Genomic DNA, 21,016 nt, shown 5'->3' with positions numbered 1-21,016 from the left:
CTCCGGGCTCCGGGCTCCGGGCTCCGGGCTCCGGGCCCCGGGCCCCGGGTGCCGGGAGCGGGAGCCGGGAGCGTGGGGCTGACGGACGGCGTCGCGTCGCCCGTGGTGACGGTGTCCGGATCGCAGGCGCCACGGCCCTCGCACCTTGCGGACTCGCGGTACAGTTGCTAGACGGTCGGGGCACGCAAACGCCCACGCGTGCTGCCGCGCAAGCACGACACGGCATCACGGACTTCATCCCCGCGAAGTTCCAATCGTATCCTGCCTGCGCTGCCATTCCGGCGGGGTTCGAGGCGGCCCATCGCGGACTCGCGCGCGAGGTGAAATGTGATGAGTGCCTCTTCGATCCTCTCGGCGGTGCGCGCCCTCGCCGGCATCGGGCCGCGCGTCGAGGCGCTCGATCGCCGCATGGACGCGCTGCGACTCGCGCTCGGCGGCATCGAGAGTCGCGCCGTTCGCGAACGCACGTTCCGGAACGTCCAGGAGGCGGAGTTCCGGGTGTTTTCGCAGTGGGGGGAGGACGGGATCATCCAGTACCTCCTCGGCAAGGTGCCCATCGAGAACCGCACGTTCGTGGAGTTCGGCGTCGAGGACTACTCGGAGTCGAACACACGATTCCTCCTCTGCCACGACAACTGGAAGGGGGTCATCCTGGACGCCGGCGACGCGCATCGCCGTTTCCTGACTCGGACGGAGCTCGCCTGGCGCCACAGCATCGACGCGGTCACCGCGTTCATCACGCGTGAGAACATCAACACGCTGCTGCGCGACGCCGGTGTCGTCGGCGACATCGGGCTGCTGTCGATAGACGTCGATGGAAACGACTACTGGATCCTCGACGCCATCGACGTCATCTCGCCGCGAATCCTGGTCGTGGAGTTCAACAGCGTGTTCGGCGCGGAGCACGCGGTGACCATCCCCTATTCGCCGAGCTTCGAGCGAGGGCGCGCGCACTTCTCGAACCTGTACGCCGGCGCCTCGCTTCCTGCGCTCTGCGCGCTCGGCGAGCGGAAGGGCTACCGGTTCCTCGGCTCCAACAGCGCCGGCAACAACGCGTTCTTCGTCCGTGCGGATCTCGCCTGCACGCTGCCCACCGTCACGGCTCGCGAAGGCTGGGTCGAGAGCCGGTTCCGGGAGTCACGCGACGAGCGCGGCGGGCTCTCGCTCGTCACGGCCCATCGCGATCGGCTGCGACTCATCGCGAAGATGCCAGTCGTCGACCTCACCAGCGGTCGCGAGCGCACCATCGCGGACGTGTTCGGCCTCTGATGCGCCGCGGCCAGCTCCGCGGCGATCAGCGACTTTCACGCGTTGCCGCGGCGAATCCTCAGGGTCAACCAGGGGAGAAGCCAGCTGTACACGAGGACCGTCACGGCTCCGTAGGCGAGCACGACCCCGAGCACGCGGAGAGAGGGTGCCAGCAAGTAGGTCAGGGCCACCGTGACGGCGCCGTTCAGGGCGACCAGCGCCACCAGGACCCAGAGGCGATCGAGGATGGAGAGCAGGTCCGAGTGTGCCGTCGCCCATGTGACCGCGACCATGACCACGACGAGGCAGATCCAGAGTTCCGGCTGGAACCGGATGTCGGAGCGCCGTAACCAGAGGCGCAGCAGGTCGTTCCCGACCACCGCGAGCGCAGTCCCGCCGCAGACCGCGAGCACGAGCCGCAGCTGCACGAAGCGCCGGAACGCGGCCCGCATCCACGCCTCGTCGCCCCGCTCGCGTGCCTCGCGGAAGCTCGGGACGAACGAGGCGGTGCTCATCTGGATCAGGCCGAGCGCCAGCACGTACAGCCGCATGAAGATGCTGTAGTCGGCGACCGCAGCGAGATCGCATCGGTGCGCGAGCACGATGGACTGGGTCTCGTTCACCGCCAGCGCCCCGATCTGGAACAGGAAGATCGGGATGGAGCGGTCGGCGAGCGCCCGGAGCGCTTCCTTCGACACGGCGGACGCGCGGAAGCGCAGCCACGGCATCCCGACCCTGAGCGCGTAGAGCAACCCCAACGCGGACGAGACCAGCCCGCCGGCCCCGAGCGCCGCGATGATGATCGGCATGCTGCTGCTCGAATGCACGGCGATGACGACCGCGGCGAACCCGGCGAGCATTCCGACCATCGTGAAGACGTTCGCCGCGTACGCCCGCTGATAGCCCGCGTAGATCTGCGGAACGATCGACAGGGGCAACCCGAGGATGAAGGCGCCCAGCGCCGCCACGACGGACCACGTCACCGTCCGGTCGTCGACGGCTCCCCGGACCGCGAGGAGCGCGCTCCACGGGACGTGCCCTGCTCCTGCCATGAGCGCGAGGCCGAGGAGCGCGGCGATCGCGAGCAGGGCCGCGAACGCGGTCGAGACGTAGCGAGCCGCCTCCTCCCGCTCATCGCGGCCGTGCGCGCGCGAGATGCAGTTCACGAGCCCGTTGGCGATGCCGAGGTCGAACAAGGTCGCCCAGGCGATCACGGTCGTGATGGTGCTCCACAGACCGAACCGCTCCTTGCCGAGATAGCCCAGCACGAGCGGGACGGTGATGAGGCCGGTGAGCGTCCCGACACCACGGACCGCCAGGCTCGAGATCGTGGTGAGGGCGATCCGCCGGTAGCGCTCCTGGGAGCGACCGTGTGCCGAGTCGGAGTCGAACGGCCGCATGCGGACCATCGACCACGCCAGGCGCCAGTCTCTCCACGCGCGGGCCAACGGCGAGGACGGCAGCGCGTCCTCCCCGCGGGGCCCTCCGGGCGCGTTGCCATTGGCCATCCGGTCCTTCAACCAAGCGCCTTGAATCCGACGAGCTGGTCGCCTTCGCCGTCATCGCGGCAGAGCTCGTAACCAAGAGAACGGTACAACGCGACCGCGCTCGTGTTCTCCGGGTAGACCTTGAGCCGGATCCTGGGTGCACCCCGCCGGCGCGCCTCGGCGTGGAGGTAGAGCATCAAGGCCCTCCCGAGCCCGATGCTGCGCGCCGCGGGGTGGATGGCGATTCCGAGGCTCGGGACCGCGTACCCTTCGTCCCAGCCCCTCAGCATGCCGTACCCGAGCACCTGGTCCCGCGCGACCGCGACGCAGTAGACGTCCTCTCCCGAATAGCGCGCCCGCTCTGCCGCCGCCTCGGGTGTGAACGGATGCGGATGGAAGACTCGATCGTCCCCCGCGGCGACGAGCGCCGAGAAGAACTCCGCCAGCGGACGCTCCAGGTCCGGAGCGAGCCGCCGGAACTCCATCTGCCCGCGTCCAGGTTCGTCGCTCAACGCCGCGCCTCCCGGATCGCGCGGGCGACGCGCTCGACGTCGGCATCCGCCATGAGCGTGTAGGTCGGGAGGTTCAACCCGCTCTCGCCGAGGTGGTCCGTGACGGGGAGCACCTCGCCACGCCTGCGCGACTCCTCCCAGAACGGAGGCAGCCGGTGCAGCGGGCGGAAGAACGGGCGCGTCTCGATGCCTTGCTCGGCGAGGAGCACCATGAGCTCGTCGCGCGTCCGCCCGAAGGCCTTCGCGTCCACCGTGATGCAGAAGAGCCAGGGCGAGATCTCCGCCCAGGCCGCCTGCGGCTGGAACCCGATCCCTGGAATCCCCTCGAGCGCGGCGCGGTACCGCGCGTAGATCGCTCGGCGCCGCTCGACGATCGCGCCGATACGCTCGACCTGCGCGCAGAGGATCGCGCACGCGACGTTCGTGAGCCGGTAGTTGTACCCGGTGATCGGGAAGAAGTACCGGCGCTCGGGATCGACCCCCTGGCCACGCAGCAGACGTGCGCGGTGCTCGAGCGCGCGGTCGTCGAGCGTCACCGCGCCGCCCTCCCCGCTCGTCATGACCTTGTTGCCGTAGAACGAGAAGACGCCGATCCGGCCGAGCCCGCCGACTGGCCGGCCCTTGTAGCGCGCGAGGTGCGCCTCCGCGGCGTCCTCCACGACCCACAGCCCGTGCGTCGCGGCGACGTGGTTGATCGCGTCCATGTCGGCCGGGTGCCCGTAGAGGTGGACGGGGATGACGCCCTTCGTCCGGCGGGTGATGGCCGCCTCGAGCTTCGCGGGGTCCATGCACCACGTATGCGGGTCCACGTCCACGAAGACGGGCTCCGCGCCGCAGTAGCGAACGGCGTTCGCCGTCGCGATGTACGTGAGCGAGGGGACGAGGACCTCGTCGCCGGGTCGGAGGTCCACCGTCATGAGCGCGAGGTGCAGGGCGAGCGTCCCGTTGGCGACCGCGATCGACGCCCGCGTCCCGCACAGCCCTGCGAACTCCCGCTCGAAGCGGCCGACGAACGGCCCCGTCGACGAGATCCAGCTCGACCGGATGGCCTCGACCACGTACCTCTCCTCGTTTCCGCTGAGGTCGGGGGCGGCGACGGGGATGCGGGTCATGCGGCTCCTTCGGCGAGTGGCGGGCGTCATCTTACACTCAGGCGGGGCCCGAGGGCGGCGGCCGGGCGCTCGTTCCGTCGTGCTACAGCGCCGGCGCAGCCCCGAGGAGCGCTGCGTCCTCCGGCGTACATCGGCGCGCGGCGACGGACCGGTAGTGCGCCCGGAACAGCCGCGCCGTGCGTTCCCACGTGAAGGAAGCGACCCGCGTCCTCGCTCGGGCGACGAGCCGCTGGCGCAGCGGCTCGTCGGTCCACAGCGCGAAGATCGCCTCCGCGATCGCGTCCGGGTTGCGCGGGTCGAAGACCAGCGCGGCGTCTCCGGCCTGTTCCGGGAGCGAGGTCACGTTCGAGCACGCCGCGGGGACACCGTTCTGGAATGCCTCCCAGAGCGGGAAGCTGGCCGCCTCGAACAGGGTCGGGATCACGACTGCGCGTGCCATCCGGTAGAGCCCCTGCAGCTCGTCCGGAGAGACGAAGCCGACGAGCTGGAGCGCGCTGTCGAGCCCGAGGCGTCGCGCATGCGCGCAGATCTCCGCCCCGAAGTCGGTCACCCGGCCGGAACAGACGAGCGGCGCGACGACACCGTGGCGGTCGCGCACGCGCGCGAGCGCGTCGAGCAGCGCCTTGTGGTTCTTGTGCGGCCACGTCTGCGCCGGATACAGGGCGAAGCGCTCCGGGAGCGCGAACTTGCGACGGATCGCCGAGAGTGCCTCCGGCGACGGCTCCGCGTAGTGCTCGACGATGGGCGCCAGCGGCACGACCTGCACCTTCTCGGGCGCCAGAGAGAGGTGGCGGACGACGTCGTTCTTCACCCAGGTCGATGAGACGACGACCCTCGCCGCCTGCTCGCAGTAGGCGCGGTATGCGCGCTCGCGGTACCGCCGCTGCCGGCGGGTGAAGAACCGCGGAAGATGCACGTGCTGAAGATCGTGCGGCTGGTAGATCGACGGAATGCCCGTCAGGAACGCGTCCTGGAAGGTGAAATGGACGAGATCGACCTCGGCCCGTTCCAGGGTGCCATCGCTCCCGGGCAGACGAGGCGGGAGGACGAGGTCGTGCAGGCTTCCATACGCGCTGGCCAGCGCCGGATACGATGCGGCGGCCCGGGCACGCGCCGAGATCCGGGGAGGCTGTCCCACCCGCAGGAGCCGCGCAGGGCCTCCGAGGTGAGGCTCGAGCCAGTGCTCCTCGCCCTCGTTCGCGAGGAACAGGTACTCCTCGTCCCCATCACGGAGCTGCGCGAATCCGCTCGCGAGCCCGAGCACGACCTGCTCGACGCCCCCCGCACGCCCATGAGCGAGGCGAGCGTCGATGCAGACGCGCAGTGACCTGGAACCGGAGCGAGTCAACCCAGGGCCAGTGTACCCCGGCACCCGGCGCGCGCCGAAGGTTCGCCGACCGACCGCCCTCGACGTACCGCGCATCGCGGCCGACTCGACCTCGAAGCCGCGCCCTCGAGCCTTCGGATGGCCGCCAGCGGACGCTCGACTGCTCCTGCGAGGCCGACCGCATGGTATCCTCCCACCCCGCAGCGCGCCCCACGGGTCTCGGCGGACGCACGGCGCAATCGGTCCAATCCACCGGATGGCAACGCACTCGTGATGGCCGCCCTCGACCGCTCGCCTGGATCCGCTCCAGGCTCGTCGCTCCAGCGCGCCCTTCCGCTCCTGGGGCTCGTCGTCCTCGCCCTCGTCGCCTACGCGAATTCCTTCGGCGGCGACTTCGTGTTCGACGACGTCGGCATCGTCCGGGACAGGCGCCTCCTGCGAGACCTCGGAGCCTTCGTCGCGGACGCGGGGTGGATGATCCGCGAGAACCGCTGGGTCGGCTATCTCACCTTCGCGCTCAATCACCGGCTGAACGGCCTCGACGTCACCGGCTATCACCTCGTCAACTTCGCGATCCACGTCGCCAACGCGCTCCTCGTCCACGCGCTCGTGACGACCACGTTCGCGACCCCACGCCTCAAGGGGTCGCTCCCGGCGCCGTGGTCTCGCGCGATCGCGTTCGTCACTGCAGCGGCGTTCGTCGCGCACCCCCTGCAGACGCAGGCGGTCACGTACATCGTGCAGCGGTTCACCTCGCTCGCGACGCTGTTCTACCTGCTCGCGACCGTCCAGTACGCGCGCTGGCGCCTGCGGCGAGAGCGCGGCCCGCTGCCTCCGGCTCGCACCGCGCTCGCGTGGGCCGGCATCCTCGCGGCGGCCGTCCTCGCGATGAAGACGAAGGAGATCGCGTTCACGCTCCCGTTCGCGGTGGCCGCCTACGAGCTCGTGTTCTTCGACGCGCCGGGGCTCCTTCGCGTGAAGCTCCTCGCGCCGCTCCTCGCGACGCTGCCGATCATCCCGCTCGGCCGCGTCGGGGTCGGGGCGCCGCTCTCGGAGGTGATCTCGACCGCCGCCGACGCGACGCGCGTGCAGACGGCGCTCTCCCGCTCCGACTACCTCGCGACCCAGCTTCCGGTCATCGCGAGCTACCTCCGTCTGCTCATCCTCCCGTTCGGCCAGAACGTGGACCACGACGTCCCGGTCCAGCACTCCTTCCTCGCGCCGCTCGTCGTCGGATGCGGGCTCCTGCTGCTCGGCATGGTCGCGCTCGCCGCGTTCCTGCTCCGACGCACCTCCGGCACCACCGCTCGCCCGCTCGATCCGGCGTGGCGCGTGGTCGCGTTCGGGATCATCTGGTTCTTCCTCGCGCTCTCGGTCGAGTCGAGCCTCATCCCGATCGTGGACGTGATGTTCGAGCACCGCGCGTACCTGCCGTCCGCCGGCCTCTTCGCGGGCGTGGCGACCGCGGGCGCGCTCCTCGCCCGGCGGCGGGAGTTTAGCCCGCGCGCCTTCGTGACGGCAGGCGCGGTGCTCGCCGTCGGCCTCGCCGGCTTCACCCTCGCGCGCAACCGCGTCTGGAGGGACGAGATCACCCTGTGGAGCGACGCGGCCCGAAAGGCTCCCGCCAAGGGCCGGCCGTACCAGAACCTCGGCGTCGCGCTGGCCGCGGCTGGCAGATACGGCGAGGCGGTCGAGGTGCTCACGGCGGCCAACCGCGTCGACCCCACGAACATCGACGTCTACAACGACATGGGCGCCGCGCTCCGGGGGCTCGGGCGGGACGACGATGCCGCGCGCTGGTTCCGCGCTGCCATCCGTGAGCGACCCGACCACGCAGAGGCATACTGCAACCTCGGGTCCTTGCTCCTGGAGAAGATGAACGCGTACGCGGAGGCGGTACCGCTGCTCGACCAGGCCATCGAGCACCGACCCGACTTCCCCGCGGCCTACGCGAACTACGCCGCCGCGCTGAATCGCCTCGGGCGGCCCGGCGAAGCGATCGCTCGCCTCGAGCCGGTCGCGGCCACGCTGAGCGAGAGCCCCGAGGCTCTCTTCAACCTCGGGGTGGCCTACGCGATGGTCGGAAACTACGCAGCGGCGCAGCGCGAGACGGCTGCCCTGAGCCGCCTCGCGCCGGACCGGGCGCGGCAGCTCTCGGCCTATCTCGAGCAGCTCTCCAACCGCTGAAGGCTTCCGCGATGCTGCCGGACCGATCGATCCCCAGGACTGCCCCGCCCAGCCCCTCGCGCGCAGGGATCACACATCGACGCTGGCCCATCGCCGCGTGGGCCGCTGCCTATCTCTGCGTCGCGGCCGCCATCCAGTTCGGGTTCGTCTCGATCCCGTTCGACGCGGACACCGCCTATCACGTCGCGGTCGGACGCCTGATCCGCGAGCACGGGATCCTGCACGCGTTCCCGTGGACCCCGTTCAGCTGGCTCGCCGACCACTACGCGGACAAGGAGCTCCTGTTCCACCTGCTCTTCGTCCCGCTCGCCGGGCTGAGCTGGATCACGGCGGCGAAGATCGTGAGCACCATCCTGGGTGGCGTCGTCCTGCTCGCGTTCTACCTCGTGCTCCGGCGCGAGGAGGTCCGGTACGCGGGCGCGTGGGCGCTGCTCCCGCTCGCCCTGTCCGCGGTGTTCGTGTTCCGGTTCGCCCTCACCCGCCCGCACCTGCTCTCGATCGCGCTCACGGTCCTGGTGCTCTGGGCGGCGGCGCGCGGGCGCCTCGTCGCCCTCGCGATCGTCTCCGGCATCTTCCCCTGGGCCTACGTCGCGTGGCACCTCCCGCTCGTCCTCGTCGCGATCGTCGAGGCCGCGCGGCTCGTCTCGGGCGAGCGGCCGCGCTGGAAGCCCGTCGCGGTCGCGCTCGCCGGCATCGCAGCGGGCGTCGCGCTCCACCCGAACGCGCTGAACCTCGTGCGGTTCAACTGGATCGTCGTCTACGAGGTCCTCTTCCGCAACGCGTGGGGCGGCCGCCCGGGATTCTCGCTGGGCCAGGAGTTCGAGCCGTTCACGCTCGCGCAGTGGGCGCGCTGGCTCGCCGCGGCGATGGCGGCGCTCGTCGCCGCGCTCGTCCTCTCCTGGCGAAACCGGAGGGAAGACCCGGCGCCGCTCGCATTCGCGATCGCCGCGCTCGCGTTCGCGGCGCTCACCGCGCGCACCGCTCGGTTCGCAGAATACTTCGTTCCGCTCTCGGCGATGGCGCTCGCGCTCTCGGCGCGGTGGGTCCGGTGGCGCTGGTATCCCGCCGCGGTGGCCGCGCTCGCGATCGTGTACGCCGGCCCGCAGATCTCGACGACGCTCCAAGGCCTGGGTGACAAGCAGGAGCGCCTCCCCGCAAAGGTCGCGGCGGTGCTGCAAGCCCGCATCCCGCCCGGTGCGCAGGTGTTCACCTGCGACTGGGGTCACACGGGCACGCTGATGCTCGCGCTCCCCGAGCGCCGCTTCATCGTCGCGCTCGATCCGACGCTCGCGTACCTGAAGGATCCGGAGAGTTACGCGCTCTGGTACGGGCTCTCTCACGACGGGCCTCCCGGAACGGCCGAGGCGATCCGCCGAAGCTTCGGCGCGCGCTACGTGATCTGCTTCTGGGAGGAGTGGAACCGCCGGTTCAACGATCGGCTCGCGTTCGAGCCCGGCGTGAGAACGGTCCTGTTCGACGAGTTCTGGAACGTCTACGACCTCGGCGACGTCGCGCCGGTCCAGGCACCGTGAGCGTTCCGCGGAAGCGCGGCGCGCGAGCCGGCTCGAGGCCTCGCGACCGACACTGCGTGTGATTTAGATCAAGCGATTTGCCCCAGTTGTACCGCGCTCCGGGGCGGGTACACTGGGGCAACCTCCACAGGGTCACCACAGGCAGCGCCGCCGGCGCGTGCACACGACCCGCGCAAGCTCGAGGGCTTCGAGATGGCCATGCCTCGCCTGTTCAACGTCCCGCTGCTCGGGGCGTTTCTGCTCACCCTCCTCGCGTGCCAGGCTCGCACGCTCGAGGAGAGCCGCGCGGCCGAGACGGGTCAGTGCACCCGCTGCCACGGCGGCGAGCAGAACCAGACCGGGGCGCCTCCCCGCGTGATCGGGTCCGACCCCGCGGCCGCGGGCGCGCACTCCGCGCACGTCGAGGCGGGCGCGCTCGCCGGTGCCCTCGCCTGCTCCGAGTGCCACCTCGATCCCAGAGATGACCGGTCGCAGCACGGCAACGGGAAGGTGGACGTGACGTTCGGCGCCCTCGCGCGGACGGGCGGCGCCGCGCCGAGCTACGACCCCGCGACCGGGACGTGCTCCAACGTGTACTGCCACGGCGGGACCGCGACGACTGCGCCGCGGTGGACCGCGGTCGACGGCGCCGCGGCCGCCTGTGGCGCCTGCCACGGGACGCCCGGCAACCCCGTCCCGGCGACGCACCCGAGCCTCGCGCCCGGGGCGGCGACGGACCTCACCTCGTGCGCCGCGTGTCATCCGGCGACGGTCGGCAGCGACGGGAAGATCCTCGCGGCGTCGGGGAAGCACGTGAACGGCGAGGTCGACGTGCGCGCCGAGGCGAAGCACCCGCAGGGGTGGTCCTCGCCGTCGCTCCACGGCGCCGCCGCCGCGCAGAACGTTCGAGCGTGCCTCGAGTGCCACGCTGCGAAGGGCGAGCCGCACGTGACGGGCCTGGTCTGCGCGAGCTGCCACGACGCGGTCGCGGGCGGCAAGGACTGGACGGTGACGTGCAACACCTGCCACGGCGATGCGACGGATCCCTCCGGCGCTCCGCCGGCGGACCTCTCCGGCAACACGGCGACGACGGCTCGCGGCGTCGGAGCGCACAGGCAGCACGTGGGGGGCAGCTCGCTCGCGCCCGCCTTCGACTGCAGCTTCTGCCACCCGAAGCCCGGCACCGTCCTCGACGGCACGCACCTCGACGGCCAGGTGGAGCTCACCGGCTACACCGGCGCCGACGGCGTCTGGAAGTCCTCGGCGAAGGATCCCGGCTTCTCCCCGTCCTCGGCGAGCTGCGCGACCTCGTACTGCCACGGGGCCTTCCAGAACGGGAACGCGGCGAACGCGCCCGTCTGGACGCGCGTCGGCGAGGGACAGGCGGCGTGCGGGACGTGCCACGGCGTGCCGCCGCCTGCGCCGCACCCGCTGGTGCCGTCCGATCTCGCCGGCTGCAACGCCTGCCACCCGCAGACGGTCTCCGCCACCGGCGAGCTCATCCCGCCCTCGTCGGGCGGCAAGCACGTGGACGGCGCGATCCAGTTCTCCGGCGGCCACGAGCCCTCGTGGATGGACACGACCTCGACGAACTTCCACGCCAACTCGGCGGTCCGCAGCCTCTCGTCGTGCAAGGTCTGCCACGGCCAGAGCCTCGACGGCAGCACCGGGTTCGGCGGCTCGTGCGGCCGCTGCCACGATCGGCCGGGGCAGCCGTGGGCCACCAACTGCACCATGTGCCACGGCGGGACGGACAACGCGACGGGCGCGCCGCCCAAGGCGACCTGGGGCCGCCAGGGCGATCCGGTCCGCACGGGCGCCCACACCGCCCACGTCACGCAGGGTAGCAGCGGCGCCGTCTTCGACTGCAGCGTGTGCCACGTGACGCCGGCGGATGCGCTCGCCGCCGGTCACATCGACGGCGACACCGCGACCGTGACCTTCACGGGCGTCGCGGTGCCGACTGGCGGCGCGACCCCCACGTTCGACCGCGCGAGCGCGAGCTGCGCCTCGACCTACTGTCACGGCGCCACGCTCTCGGGCGGGAGGAACCCGAACCCGGTCTGGACGAGCACGGGCACGGGCCAGGCCGCGTGCGGAACCTGCCACGGCGTCCCGCCTCCCCCGGACGTCCACCCCCCGGTCTCGAGCAACCTCACCGGCTGCAACCCCTGCCATCCGGATACCGTCTCGCCAAGCGGCACGATCATTCCCCGCAGCGCGGGCGGCAAGCACGTCGATGGCACGATCCAGGCGGCGAGCGGCCACGACGCGGACTGGATGAACACCGCGAGCCCGAAGTTCCACGCGTACTCGGCGAACCAGGGGCTCGCCTCCTGCCAGTGGTGCCATGGCGCGGACCTCTCCGGCGGGTCCGCCGGCGTCGCCTGCGGCCAGTGCCACGACGCGAACCTCCCCGCGGGCGTGGCGAGCTGGCGGGCGAACTGCACGATGTGCCACGGCGACACGGCGTCTGGGCGCGCCTCGCCCCCGCGCGCCACGTGGGGGAACAACGTCCCGAGCGGCGCCACGAACGTCCGCATCGGCGCCCACGTGTCGCACGCCAGCTTCGACTGCGCGCTGTGCCACTCGAAGCCCGCGGACGCGCTCACGCCGGGTCACATCGACGCCGCCACCGCCCAGGTCACGTTCTCCGGTGTCGCCACGCAGGGCATGAGCGGAACGGCGTGGAACCGGACGGCGGCGACCTGCACCTCGACGTACTGCCACGCGGCCAACGGCGGCTCGAACCCCACCCCGATCTGGACGCTCGTCGGCCAGGGCCAGGCGAACTGCGGCAGCTGCCACGGGAATCCGCCGAACGACGGCGGACAGGACCGGCACGTCTTCCACGTGAACCTGGGCTGGGGTTGCGACGTGTGCCACTCCAACACGCCGCACGTCGACGGCAAGCGCGACGTCGTGCTCTACACCGGGACCGTCATCACCACGGGCTGGACGTCGCAGCAGTCCTGCAACACGCTGGCGTGTCACGGCGCCGGCTAGTCGCGAGCCGCCTCGCCTCACGCTGATCCTCTCGCACGAAGCCCCTGGTCGCGGTTCGCGGCCAGGGGCTCGTGCTCGCGGCGTTTCAGCGCGTCAGTGGCAACCGAAGCAGCTGCCGTCCCATTGGGGCTCGATGTCGACCGAGCCGTTCATGTGCTTCACCGGATCCGTGACGGCCGTCCCGACGCCGTTCGCCGTCCCGATCGCGTCGGCGTGGCAGAGCTGACACTGGTTCCCGCCGCCGTGATAGCCGTGCCAGGAGACGTTCTCCCGGGGCGGGTTCCCGTGGCACGAGTCGCACGCCATCGACGCCCCCGTCCACGACGGCGTCCCGCGCTTGCCCGCATAGCGCGTCGCGTAGGTGCCGTCGAAGAAGTAGTACGAGAACGTCCCGGAGTAGCTGCCGTGGCAGTACGTGCTGGAGCACGTCCCCGCCGTCCGGTCCCAGGCCGGCGCGGTTCCGCCGAGCGTCGCGAGCGGTCCCCAGGTGAGCGTCGCCGTCGCACCGTCGATGTGCCCAGCGGAGAATGCGTCAGTGGGCACGACGTGGCACTGGTCGCAGTCGAGCTGCGCCGCGACCGAGGTCCCCCTCACGTGCGCCGTGTGCGCGCCCACCCGGAGCGGGTCGCCGTCGTTGCCCCACGTCGTCCGGGGCGGCGCGCCCGTGCCGTCGGCCGGATCGCCGTGGCACATCGTGCAATTCCGCTCCCAGCCCGCGTCGTGGCACTTGGCACAACCCACGCCTGTCGAGCCGCCGGTCAGATCCGCGCCGTGGCACGACTGGCAGGGACCGAGGCCGCGGTTCGCCGAGAACGCGTGGAACTTCGGGCTCGCCTCATCCATCCACTGAGCGTCATGGCCGCCCTCGACGAGCCCGTCGAGGTGGAGCCCGTTTGCGCTGGGCGGGATGATCGCGCCGCTCGAGTCGACGGTGTCCGGATGGCAGACCGAGCACTCGGAGAGGCCGCCCGCGACCGAGGGGTGTGGCGCGGGGGGAGGCAGCCCGTGGCAGGTGCCGCATCCCGCCTCGCCCTGACCGACGCGCGTCCAGTTGGGCGTCTTGTTCGATCCGCCCCCGAGCGTCGCGCCGTGGCAGTAGGTGCTGCTGCAGGTCGCCGTGTCGCGGGCCCACGCCGCGGTGGGCTCTCCGCGGTTCGCGGCGAGGCCGCTGAACACGACCTTCGCCGTCGCCTCGTCGACGTGCCCGCTCGAGAGCGCGTCCGCGGGCTTGACGTGGCAGACGCCGCAGTCGAAGGGCGGCGCGATCGCGCTGCCGGTCACGTGGGTCGCGTGAGCGCCGATGCGGACGTTGCTGGCATCGCTCGGTGCGTCGTTGCCCCAGGTCGCGCGCGGCGGCGCGGACTGGCCCGTCGCCGCGTCGCCGTGGCACATCACGCAGTTCGTCCGCCAGCTCGTCACTCCGGCCGGGAGGTTGCGGTCATGGCAGTCACCGCACGCGGTGTGGGTCGAGCCGCCGGTGAGGTCGACGCCATGGCACGCCTGGCAGCTCGCGATGCGCCGGTTCGCCGAGTACGCGTGGAACCCGAGACTCGCCGATTCCATCCAGTCCGGGCCGTGGCTCACGAGCACCACGCTGCCCTTCGTGTGCTCGCCCATCTGGTGGCAGGCCTCGCAGTCCGCGCGCGTCGGGCTCTCGACGACGAGGGCCGGGTGCGTGGACGGGAGCGCCGCGATGGCGTGGCACGAGGTGCAGTCGAGCGGCCCGGGCGTCGTCCAGGAGATCGGGTGGGGTGCCGTCCCCATCGGATAGTGGCAGCCGACGGAGCACGTCGTCGGATCCGTCCCCGCGCCGAGCGTGATCGTGCCGCCGGACGTCGACGTTCCGGCGCCAGGATAGGTGAACGTGCCGAACTGGTAGGCGCCGCCGCACGGGTGGCACACCGCGCAGCCGACGCCGGACGAAGCGTGCTTGTCGTGCGCCCCCGTGCCGGCGCACACGGCGTCGTTCGCGACGATGGCGGACGAGGAGCGCGACGTCCTCGCCGGGCCTCCCTGCCCGACTTCCTGTCCTCCGCTCCCGCACGCGGACGAGAACAGCAATGCGGAAGCGGCCAGCATGGACAGGCCGAGCCTTCGATCGAGCTGCCGCGAGCGCATGCGGATCCCCCGGGTTCCCTGGCCAGCGATTGAATTGCTCGGCCAAAGAAAGCACCTCCTATCGCACGCGACGAGCCAGCGTTCGGGTGCACGTCTTTGGCCCAACCCAAGATTCCGCCCTCGGCTGCGTCAATCGATCGCAATCGCGTCCGCGCGCGTCGGTGACTCCGAGTACACGGCGTGGCGTTCCAGGAGCGGCGCGGCTTTGCCCTCAGGCGCACCTCACGCGAGGTCCACCCCGTTCCAGTCGAGGACCGCTGAAGGAAAAGGGCCGCCGCATTGCGCGGCGGCCCCGGTCCGGGCCGACATTTATTGATTTGGATCAGTACGGCATCGGGTCGTACCACCAGATCCCGAACGCGTCCACGCTCGACCACGGCGAACGCAGATCATGTACCGCGTCGCGCGCCTGCACGCGCCAGTAATAGGTCGTCCCCGGCCACTCCGTGGCGGTGAAGGTCCTCGAGTACGTCGTCGAGGGAGTCCAGGGACCGTCCAGGACGAGGGGAGCGGTGAAGCCGGGAGTGGTGGAGATCTGGACCCGGTATTCGACGGGATCCCCGTTGGGATCCGCGACGGCGCTCCACTGGAACGTGACCGGCACCGAGGTCTCCGGGTACGGCACCGCACCGTCGGGGACGGCGGTGATCGAAGGCTGGCCGGGCGCGTTCGGATCAGACGTCGTGAACGTGTACGACTGCGACACGGTCACATTCCGCAACGCGTCCGACGAGCGGACCCGGTAGACGTACTGGGTGGCCGGCGCGAGGCCCGTCAGCGTCACCTCACGACAGGGAGGGTTCACGCCGGCCCCGCAGGCCTGCGTGACGAGCACGCCATTGCCGTCGACATTCGAGGGCGTCCCCACGCCCCACTCGACGTAGGACGTGGCCTTCTCGTTGGTGTTCCAGCGCACCGTGGCGCTCGTCGCCGCGATCCCGGTGACGGCCACGGCGCTCACCGTCGGCGCCACGTACTCGGGCGTCGCAGGGAACCAGCCGGTCGAATGGCAGTGCCAGCAGTAATTGTTCGGGTCGCTGATGGCCATGCCCGGCACCGGGTGGTCCGCCCAGGTCGGCAGCCTGAAGTTCACGATGCCTTCGTGGCCGTGGCAGAAGAAGCAGGGCTTGTTCGCCCCACCGGGCACGGGGTCGGTCGTGTGACATCCGGCGGCCGAGCACCCGGCATGACGCGCGCCGGAGTGGCACCGCTCGCAGAGCGCCTCCGCTCCGACGCCTGCGCGGTTGATGGTCGCATCCGCGACGGGCGACGTGTTCACCGTCGAGGCGAAGAGGAACGCGTTCGAGCTCTGGTGCGCGTCGTGGCAGGCCATGCACGGGAGCGGATCCGCGCCCCGGGCGTACCCGATGAGCGACCCGCCGAACCCGGTGCCGGCCCGGGCGCCGTGGAAGTCGCCGTCGGCGGCGGCATAGCCCACGAGGAGCGGCGGCGTCTTGCCGGCGACCGCGGCTCCCCTCCCCCCGTGGCACTTCTTGCACGCACCGTCCACCTGCGCCGGGTCGTTCGGATCGAGCGCGCCGACCCCCTGGATCACCACCGTCCCGGAGACGTGATTCGAGGTGTCGTGGCAGTTCTGGCAAGCCGCGCGGTTCGCGGTGGCGCTGGAGCTGTCCACGCCGTGGCTCGACCTCGCCGGGAACGCCCCGGACTGCCCCTGCGAGTGGCACGAGCTGCATGCCAGCGGACCCGGCGTGCTCCAGTCGACCGGCTGCGTCGCGAGCCCCCCGACGTTGTGGCACGCGACGCTGCACGTCGTGGGCGCCCCGTTCACCCCGACGGTCACCACGTTGCCGGGGCCGGAGATCGACGCGCCGCTCGTGGGGAGCGTGAACGTGCTCGAGAACTGCATGAGCCCGCCGCACTCGTGACAGGTGGAGCATCCGAACCCGACGAGGCCATGCTTGTCGTGGGCGCCCGTGCCCCTGCAGACCGGGCCGTCCGCGGTCGCGGTCGCAGCGGCGCGCGAGGTGCCGGAGTCCGCCGACCTCGGCGCTCCGTTCACCGGATCATCCTCGCCACACGCGAGGACCAGGACGCTCAAGAACGCGGCAGCAGCCAGCGGACGCGTTCGGAACGGTATCGACATCGGGGCCCCTCCTCATTCACGCGCGAGTCGCGCCCCACTTCGGGCGACCACTACGACTTGCGGTGAAATAGGTAGGTCACCAGGGTACCATGGGTGCGAGCGCCTGCTCAGTTGCCTTCGTGGGCGGCATCAAGCCGCAGCACGAAATTGATTCACGGCAATGACGGGGTTGATGCGCGTCAAACGAAACGGGGCGCGCTCCCGTGGAAGCGCGCCCCGGAATCGGACACCTTGGATCGCTATTGAACGACCGACGTGAACATCTGCACGCGGTTGTTCGACCGGTCTGCCACGAACGCCTCGCCCTGAGCGTCGAGGCAGATCTGCGACGGGTAATAGAGGAGCCCGTCCGTCCAGCCGAGGCTGAGCTGACGCCCCAGGTAGCTTCCGTCCTGACCGAGCATGACGATGCCGGCGCCGTTCTGGTCGACCACCAGCAGGACGCCCCGGTTGTTCGCCATCAGGTAGGTGGGGAAGCTCGCGTAGTCCTTGAAGCTCTTCCCGAGCGGCGAGAAGGCCGTCGCGCCCTTCGCGGCGGACCACACCGCCGCGCGCACCCCGTCGAGCACGTAGATCGTTCCGGCGGCATCCACCGCGACGTCCGTGAACGTTCCTGCGTCCGTGGGGAGCGGGAGCGTCGCCGTCACCGAGCCCGCTGCATCGACCACGAACACCTTCCCGGCGGTCGCGTCGAGCACGTACACGCTGTCGGCGCGGTCCACCTTGAAGCTCGTGGGCACGACCTCCGCCACACCCGCGGGCTTCACGTCCAGGTAGGCCTGGAACGCGCCCTTGGGATCGAGCCGTGCAATGCGCCGCAGCTTGCGGTCGAGCACGAGCATGTTGCCCTTCGAGTCGAGCTGCAGTCGGACCGGGTGCTTGAGCTGCGGGACCTTCACCTCGGCCGCCGGCGTCACGGCGCCCTCCTTCACGAAGTACGTGAGGAGCCGAGCGTTCCCGGTATCGGCGACCACGAGCAGCCCGGCGTCGTTGCAGGCCACGCCCTCGGGGGCGGAGAGCTTGCCGTCCTTCGCGTCCCTGTACACGGTCGCCTGGTGCTTGAACGAGACGCTCTCCGCGCGTGCCCCGCTCGCGGCGAGGACGACGACGAGCGAGGCGATCACCCTCGCGTCGATGGCTCTGAGCACGGTCATCACCTCTTGAACTTCTCGTGGCACTTCGTGCACGTCTCGGGAACCGTCGCGTAGGGCATCATCTGCTTGAACTCGGTGCCGTGCGCGCGGTGGCAGCTGAGACACTGCAGCGTCAGGTTCTTGTTGCGCGGGTCGACGTACTTCGCGCCGACCGGGTGCGACGCGTGCTTCTGCCAGTCGTGGCACTTCCCGCAGAGCTCGATCGTTTCGGTCTTCACCAGCATGAGCGCCGCGTCCGAGCCGTGCGGGTCATGGCAGCTCGTGCACTCGGCGTTCTTGATGGGCTGGTGCTTCGTCACCGACATGTCGCCGCGCTTGATGGTGTCGGCGTGGCAGCTGCCGCAGACCGTCCGCATGTCGGCCTTGAGGAGCCCCTTCGCCTTCGACGCGTGGGGGCCGTGGCACGTCAGGCAGGCGGCGCCCTCGGTGACCGGACGATGGACGCGGTTCTTGTCCATCATGTTGTTGATGTTCTGGATGTGGCAGCCGCGGCACAGCGCGATCCCCGCCTGCTTCGGCTTGAAGCCGTTGGGCGAGCCCGGGGCCTCGTGGCACTGCGCGCACATGCCCTTCGCGACCGGCGCGTGGACCGTGTTGTAGAGCATGCCACGCGTGTTCGAGCCGTGCGGATCGTGGCAGCTCGTGCACTGCGCCTTCGCGACGGGGTAGTTCATGTGCTTCTTCATCAGGATCGGCCCGTCGACCTTGTGGCACCCGAGGCAGAGCTGAGGCACGTCCGCCTTGAGCAGCTTCGGGCCCGTCGCCGACGCGTGGGCGTCGTGGCAGCTCCCGCAGCCGTTCTGGACGGCGCGGTGCTTGAACTTCGAGGCCGTGGCGCCGTCGACGAGCGTCTTGTGGCACGTCCCGCAGAGCTCGGCGCCGCCCTTGACGAGGTTGAACTTCACGTTCGAGGCGTGCGGGTCATGACACTGCCCGCACTGCTGCTGCACGACGGGCTGGTGCGTGCTCTTCGCGTTCTTCGCGATGACGTCCTTGTGGCACGTCGCGCAGATCGCGTTCGCGTCCGCGGCGAGCAGCTTGCCGTGGTCGGAGGCGTGGGGGTTGTGGCACCCGGTGCACTCCTTCGACCGGACCGGAGTGTGGACGAACTGCTTCTTGAGCCGTTCGGAGAAGTCCGGGTGGCACTCGAGGCACACCTGGCCTGCCGCACCCGGCTTCAGCTTGAACTTCGGAGCGGCTCGAGCAGCGACCGGGGGTCCCGCCAGGGCGGCGACCGCAAGGACGAGGATGAAAGGTCTCGCGCTCATCGATGTCCTCTACTTCTCGACGACGTGGCAGTTGCCGCAGTCCCGCGATGCGAAGGGCGCGTGCTGCAGTCCCTTGAACATCTTGGGGTCCTTGGATGCGTGCGGATCGTGGCAGCTCGTGCAGTTCATGTCGGTCGCCGCGATGCCGAGGTGGGCCGTCGTGAACTTGCCCTCCTTCTCGTCGTGGCACTGACCGCACAGCTCGGCCGAGCGATCCACCGCGAGCTTCGGCTGCTTGGACGCATGCGGCCCGTGGCACGACAGGCAGTCCTCGACGGGCTGGTGCCGCTTCCCCGTCGCGAGCTTCTCCTTCATGCGGTCATGGCAGGTCAGGCAGACGTCCGGCGTCTGCGCGAGCATGAGGTTCTTCAGCTTCGCCTGGTGGGGGCTGTGGCACTTCGTGCAGTCGCCAGCGCTGAACGCCGCGTGCACGCTCGTCGCGCCCTGGACCGCCTTCTCCGTCTTCTCGTGGCATCGCGAGCAGAGCGCCTTCGTGTCGGACACGAGCATGCCGGCGGTGTTCGAGCCGTGCGGATCGTGACAGGTGAGGCAGTCGCCCTTCGCGAACGGCGCGTGCGTCGTCCCGCTCGCGTCCGCCTTCATCATCCCGGCGTGGCACTGCTCGCAGAGCTTCGCGCCCTTTGCCCTGAGCAGCTTCGGCTCGTCGGAGCCGTGCCCGGAGTGGCACGCGCCGCACCGGCCGTCGAGCACGGGCTTGTGGGTGTGCGTCTTGATGAAGCGGGTCTCCTCCTCGGCGTGGCAGCCGAAGCAGACCTTGTCGAGACGCGACTTCACCATGCCGGGCAGGTTCGAGCCATGGGGATCGTGACACGCGGCGCAGTCGCGATCGACGAACGGCTGGTGGGCGATCTTGCGCTTCTCCTCGAACGTCTTCTTGTGACAGCTACCGCAGAGCGTCGCCACGTTGCTCGCGAGGAGCTTCTTCTCCTTGGCGGCGTGCGGCTTGTGGCACGAGACGCAGCCTCCAGCGGCCGACATCGGCGCGTGCGCGACCGAGACCTTCTGGCCCATCTGCGGGTGGCACTCGAGGCAGAGGCGGCTACCCGGGGCGTGCGCGAGCTTCGGCGCGCTCGACGCGTGGGGATCGTGGCACGCGACGCACTGCCCGTCCTTCACGGGCTTGTGCACGACGGTGCCCCCGCCGAGCAGCTTGGCGGAGTCGTGGCAGTTCGCGCACAGCTTCGCGCCCACCTCCTGCACGGCGAACGGCTTCGCCGACTTCGCGGGCACGTGGCAGTCGGAGCAGGACGACTCCGCGACCGGCGGGTGGACGGACGCCTTCAGGAGCTTCGCGCGATCCGCGGAGTGCGGATCGTGACACCCGGTGCAGGTCGCGACCGGGTAGCCCCCGTGCGCCTTCACGAACCCGCCCGCGCTGGTCGAGTGGCACTTCGAGCAGAGCTTGCCCTCCTCCGCCGCGAGCAGGTTCTTCTGGTCGGACGCGTGCGCGAGGTGGCACGCCTGGCACCCGTCCTTCGCGAGCACCTTGTGCACGTTCTTGCGCTCGAACGCCGCCTTGTCATGACAGGCGTAGCAGACCTGGCTGCCCTCGGCCTTCAGCATGTGCGGCGCGTTCGAGCCGTGCACGTCGTGGCATTGCCCGCAGGCGCCGGTGCGGAGCACCTTGTGGACGTTCGGCTTGTCGAGGCCGAGCGACTCGCGCTTGTGGCACTTGAAGCACAGGTTCGCGCCGGGCTCCTTCAGCACGAGCTTCGGCACGACGCCGTGCCGCAGGTGGCAGTCCTCGCACTTCCGCTGCTTCACGGCGGGGTGCGTGAACTTGACGGAGTCGTACTTGTCCGCGAACGGCTTGTGGCACTCGATGCAGTCCTTCGACTTGAACTGTCTCGCCGCTTCCGCCCGGCCCGGAGCGGCGGCGAGGAACGCCGCCGACAGGGCCACGAGCGCGAGCACCCACCGGTTGGTCTTGGAGGTCAAAGCCATGCCCTCGCTGAAGT

General features: G+C 70.5%; 13 protein-coding genes. 4 read left to right on the top strand and 9 right to left on the bottom strand.

From position 1 onward, the window contains the following. Positions 1-330: 330 nt before the first annotated feature. Positions 331-1,269, top strand: a complete 939-nt coding sequence (locus MNY62_RS06040) for a hypothetical protein (RefSeq protein WP_242343210.1) — start codon at positions 331-333, stop codon at positions 1,267-1,269. A gap of 35 nt (positions 1,270-1,304) precedes the next feature. Here MNY62_RS06040 and MNY62_RS06035 read toward each other — a convergent pair whose 3' ends face one another. The 4 genes from MNY62_RS06035 to MNY62_RS06020 form a co-directional block, all read right to left on the bottom strand. Then, on the bottom strand, positions 1,305-2,648 hold the full coding sequence (locus MNY62_RS06035; RefSeq protein ID WP_242343209.1) for a lipopolysaccharide biosynthesis protein: 1,344 nt from the start codon (positions 2,646-2,648) through the stop codon (positions 1,305-1,307). A gap of 116 nt (positions 2,649-2,764) precedes the next feature. Next, positions 2,765-3,247: a GNAT family N-acetyltransferase gene (locus MNY62_RS06030; RefSeq protein WP_242343208.1), complete on the bottom strand. Its 483-nt coding sequence runs from the start codon at positions 3,245-3,247 to the stop codon at positions 2,765-2,767. Next, positions 3,244-4,359: a DegT/DnrJ/EryC1/StrS family aminotransferase gene (locus MNY62_RS06025; protein ID WP_242343207.1), complete on the bottom strand. Its 1,116-nt coding sequence runs from the start codon at positions 4,357-4,359 to the stop codon at positions 3,244-3,246. Before MNY62_RS06025 ends, MNY62_RS06030 begins: the two co-directional genes overlap by 4 nt. Before the next feature lie 82 nt (positions 4,360-4,441). Next, entirely contained in the window at positions 4,442-5,782 is a 1,341-nt protein-coding gene (locus tag MNY62_RS06020; protein WP_242343206.1) for a glycosyltransferase family 4 protein, read from the bottom strand. Positions 5,783-5,959: 177 nt separating this feature from the next. On the opposite strand from MNY62_RS06020, the gene MNY62_RS06015 reads away from it, so the two are divergent. The 3 genes from MNY62_RS06015 (at position 5,960) to MNY62_RS06005 (ending at position 12,390) form a co-directional block, all read left to right on the top strand. Beyond that, a complete protein-coding gene (locus MNY62_RS06015; protein WP_242343205.1) occupies positions 5,960-7,873 on the top strand; it encodes a tetratricopeptide repeat protein in 1,914 nt (637 codons plus the stop codon). A gap of 11 nt (positions 7,874-7,884) precedes the next feature. Further along, the gene (locus MNY62_RS06010) at positions 7,885-9,405 is read left to right on the top strand and encodes a hypothetical protein (RefSeq protein WP_242343204.1); all 1,521 of its coding nucleotides are present in this window, start codon (positions 7,885-7,887) and stop codon (positions 9,403-9,405) included. A 198-nt stretch (positions 9,406-9,603) separates the two neighbouring features. Continuing rightward, positions 9,604-12,390: a CxxxxCH/CxxCH domain c-type cytochrome gene (locus MNY62_RS06005; RefSeq protein WP_242343203.1), complete on the top strand. Its 2,787-nt coding sequence runs from the start codon at positions 9,604-9,606 to the stop codon at positions 12,388-12,390. A gap of 93 nt (positions 12,391-12,483) precedes the next feature. On the opposite strand, the gene MNY62_RS06000 is transcribed toward MNY62_RS06005, so the two are convergent. From MNY62_RS06000 to MNY62_RS05980, 5 genes are all read right to left on the bottom strand, one after another. After that, entirely contained in the window at positions 12,484-14,469 is a 1,986-nt protein-coding gene (locus MNY62_RS06000) for a CxxxxCH/CxxCH domain c-type cytochrome (RefSeq protein ID WP_242343202.1), read from the bottom strand. A 361-nt stretch (positions 14,470-14,830) separates the two neighbouring features. Continuing rightward, positions 14,831-16,531 carry a fibronectin type III domain-containing protein gene (locus MNY62_RS05995; protein ID WP_242343201.1) on the bottom strand — a complete coding sequence of 567 codons (1,701 nt, stop codon included), beginning with the start codon at positions 16,529-16,531 and terminating at the stop codon, positions 14,831-14,833. Positions 16,532-16,854: 323 nt separating this feature from the next. Continuing rightward, positions 16,855-17,769, bottom strand: coding sequence for an NHL repeat-containing protein (locus MNY62_RS05990; RefSeq protein ID WP_242343200.1), 915 nt, complete (start codon positions 17,767-17,769; stop codon positions 16,855-16,857). Continuing rightward, complete coding sequence (locus MNY62_RS05985; RefSeq protein WP_242343199.1) at positions 17,769-19,037, bottom strand: cytochrome c3 family protein; 1,269 nt, start codon at positions 19,035-19,037, stop codon at positions 17,769-17,771. Before MNY62_RS05985 ends, MNY62_RS05990 begins: the two co-directional genes overlap by 1 nt. Positions 19,038-19,046: 9 nt before the next feature. After that, positions 19,047-21,002: a cytochrome c3 family protein gene (locus tag MNY62_RS05980; RefSeq protein WP_242343259.1), complete on the bottom strand. Its 1,956-nt coding sequence runs from the start codon at positions 21,000-21,002 to the stop codon at positions 19,047-19,049. Positions 21,003-21,016 lie beyond the last annotated feature (14 nt).

This window comes from Anaeromyxobacter terrae (genome assembly GCF_022690685.1).
Lineage (GTDB): Bacteria > Myxococcota > Myxococcia > Myxococcales > Anaeromyxobacteraceae > Anaeromyxobacter > Anaeromyxobacter terrae.
Note: the sequence above shows the minus strand (reverse complement) of the source record. Positions and strands in the feature narration are given on the sequence as shown.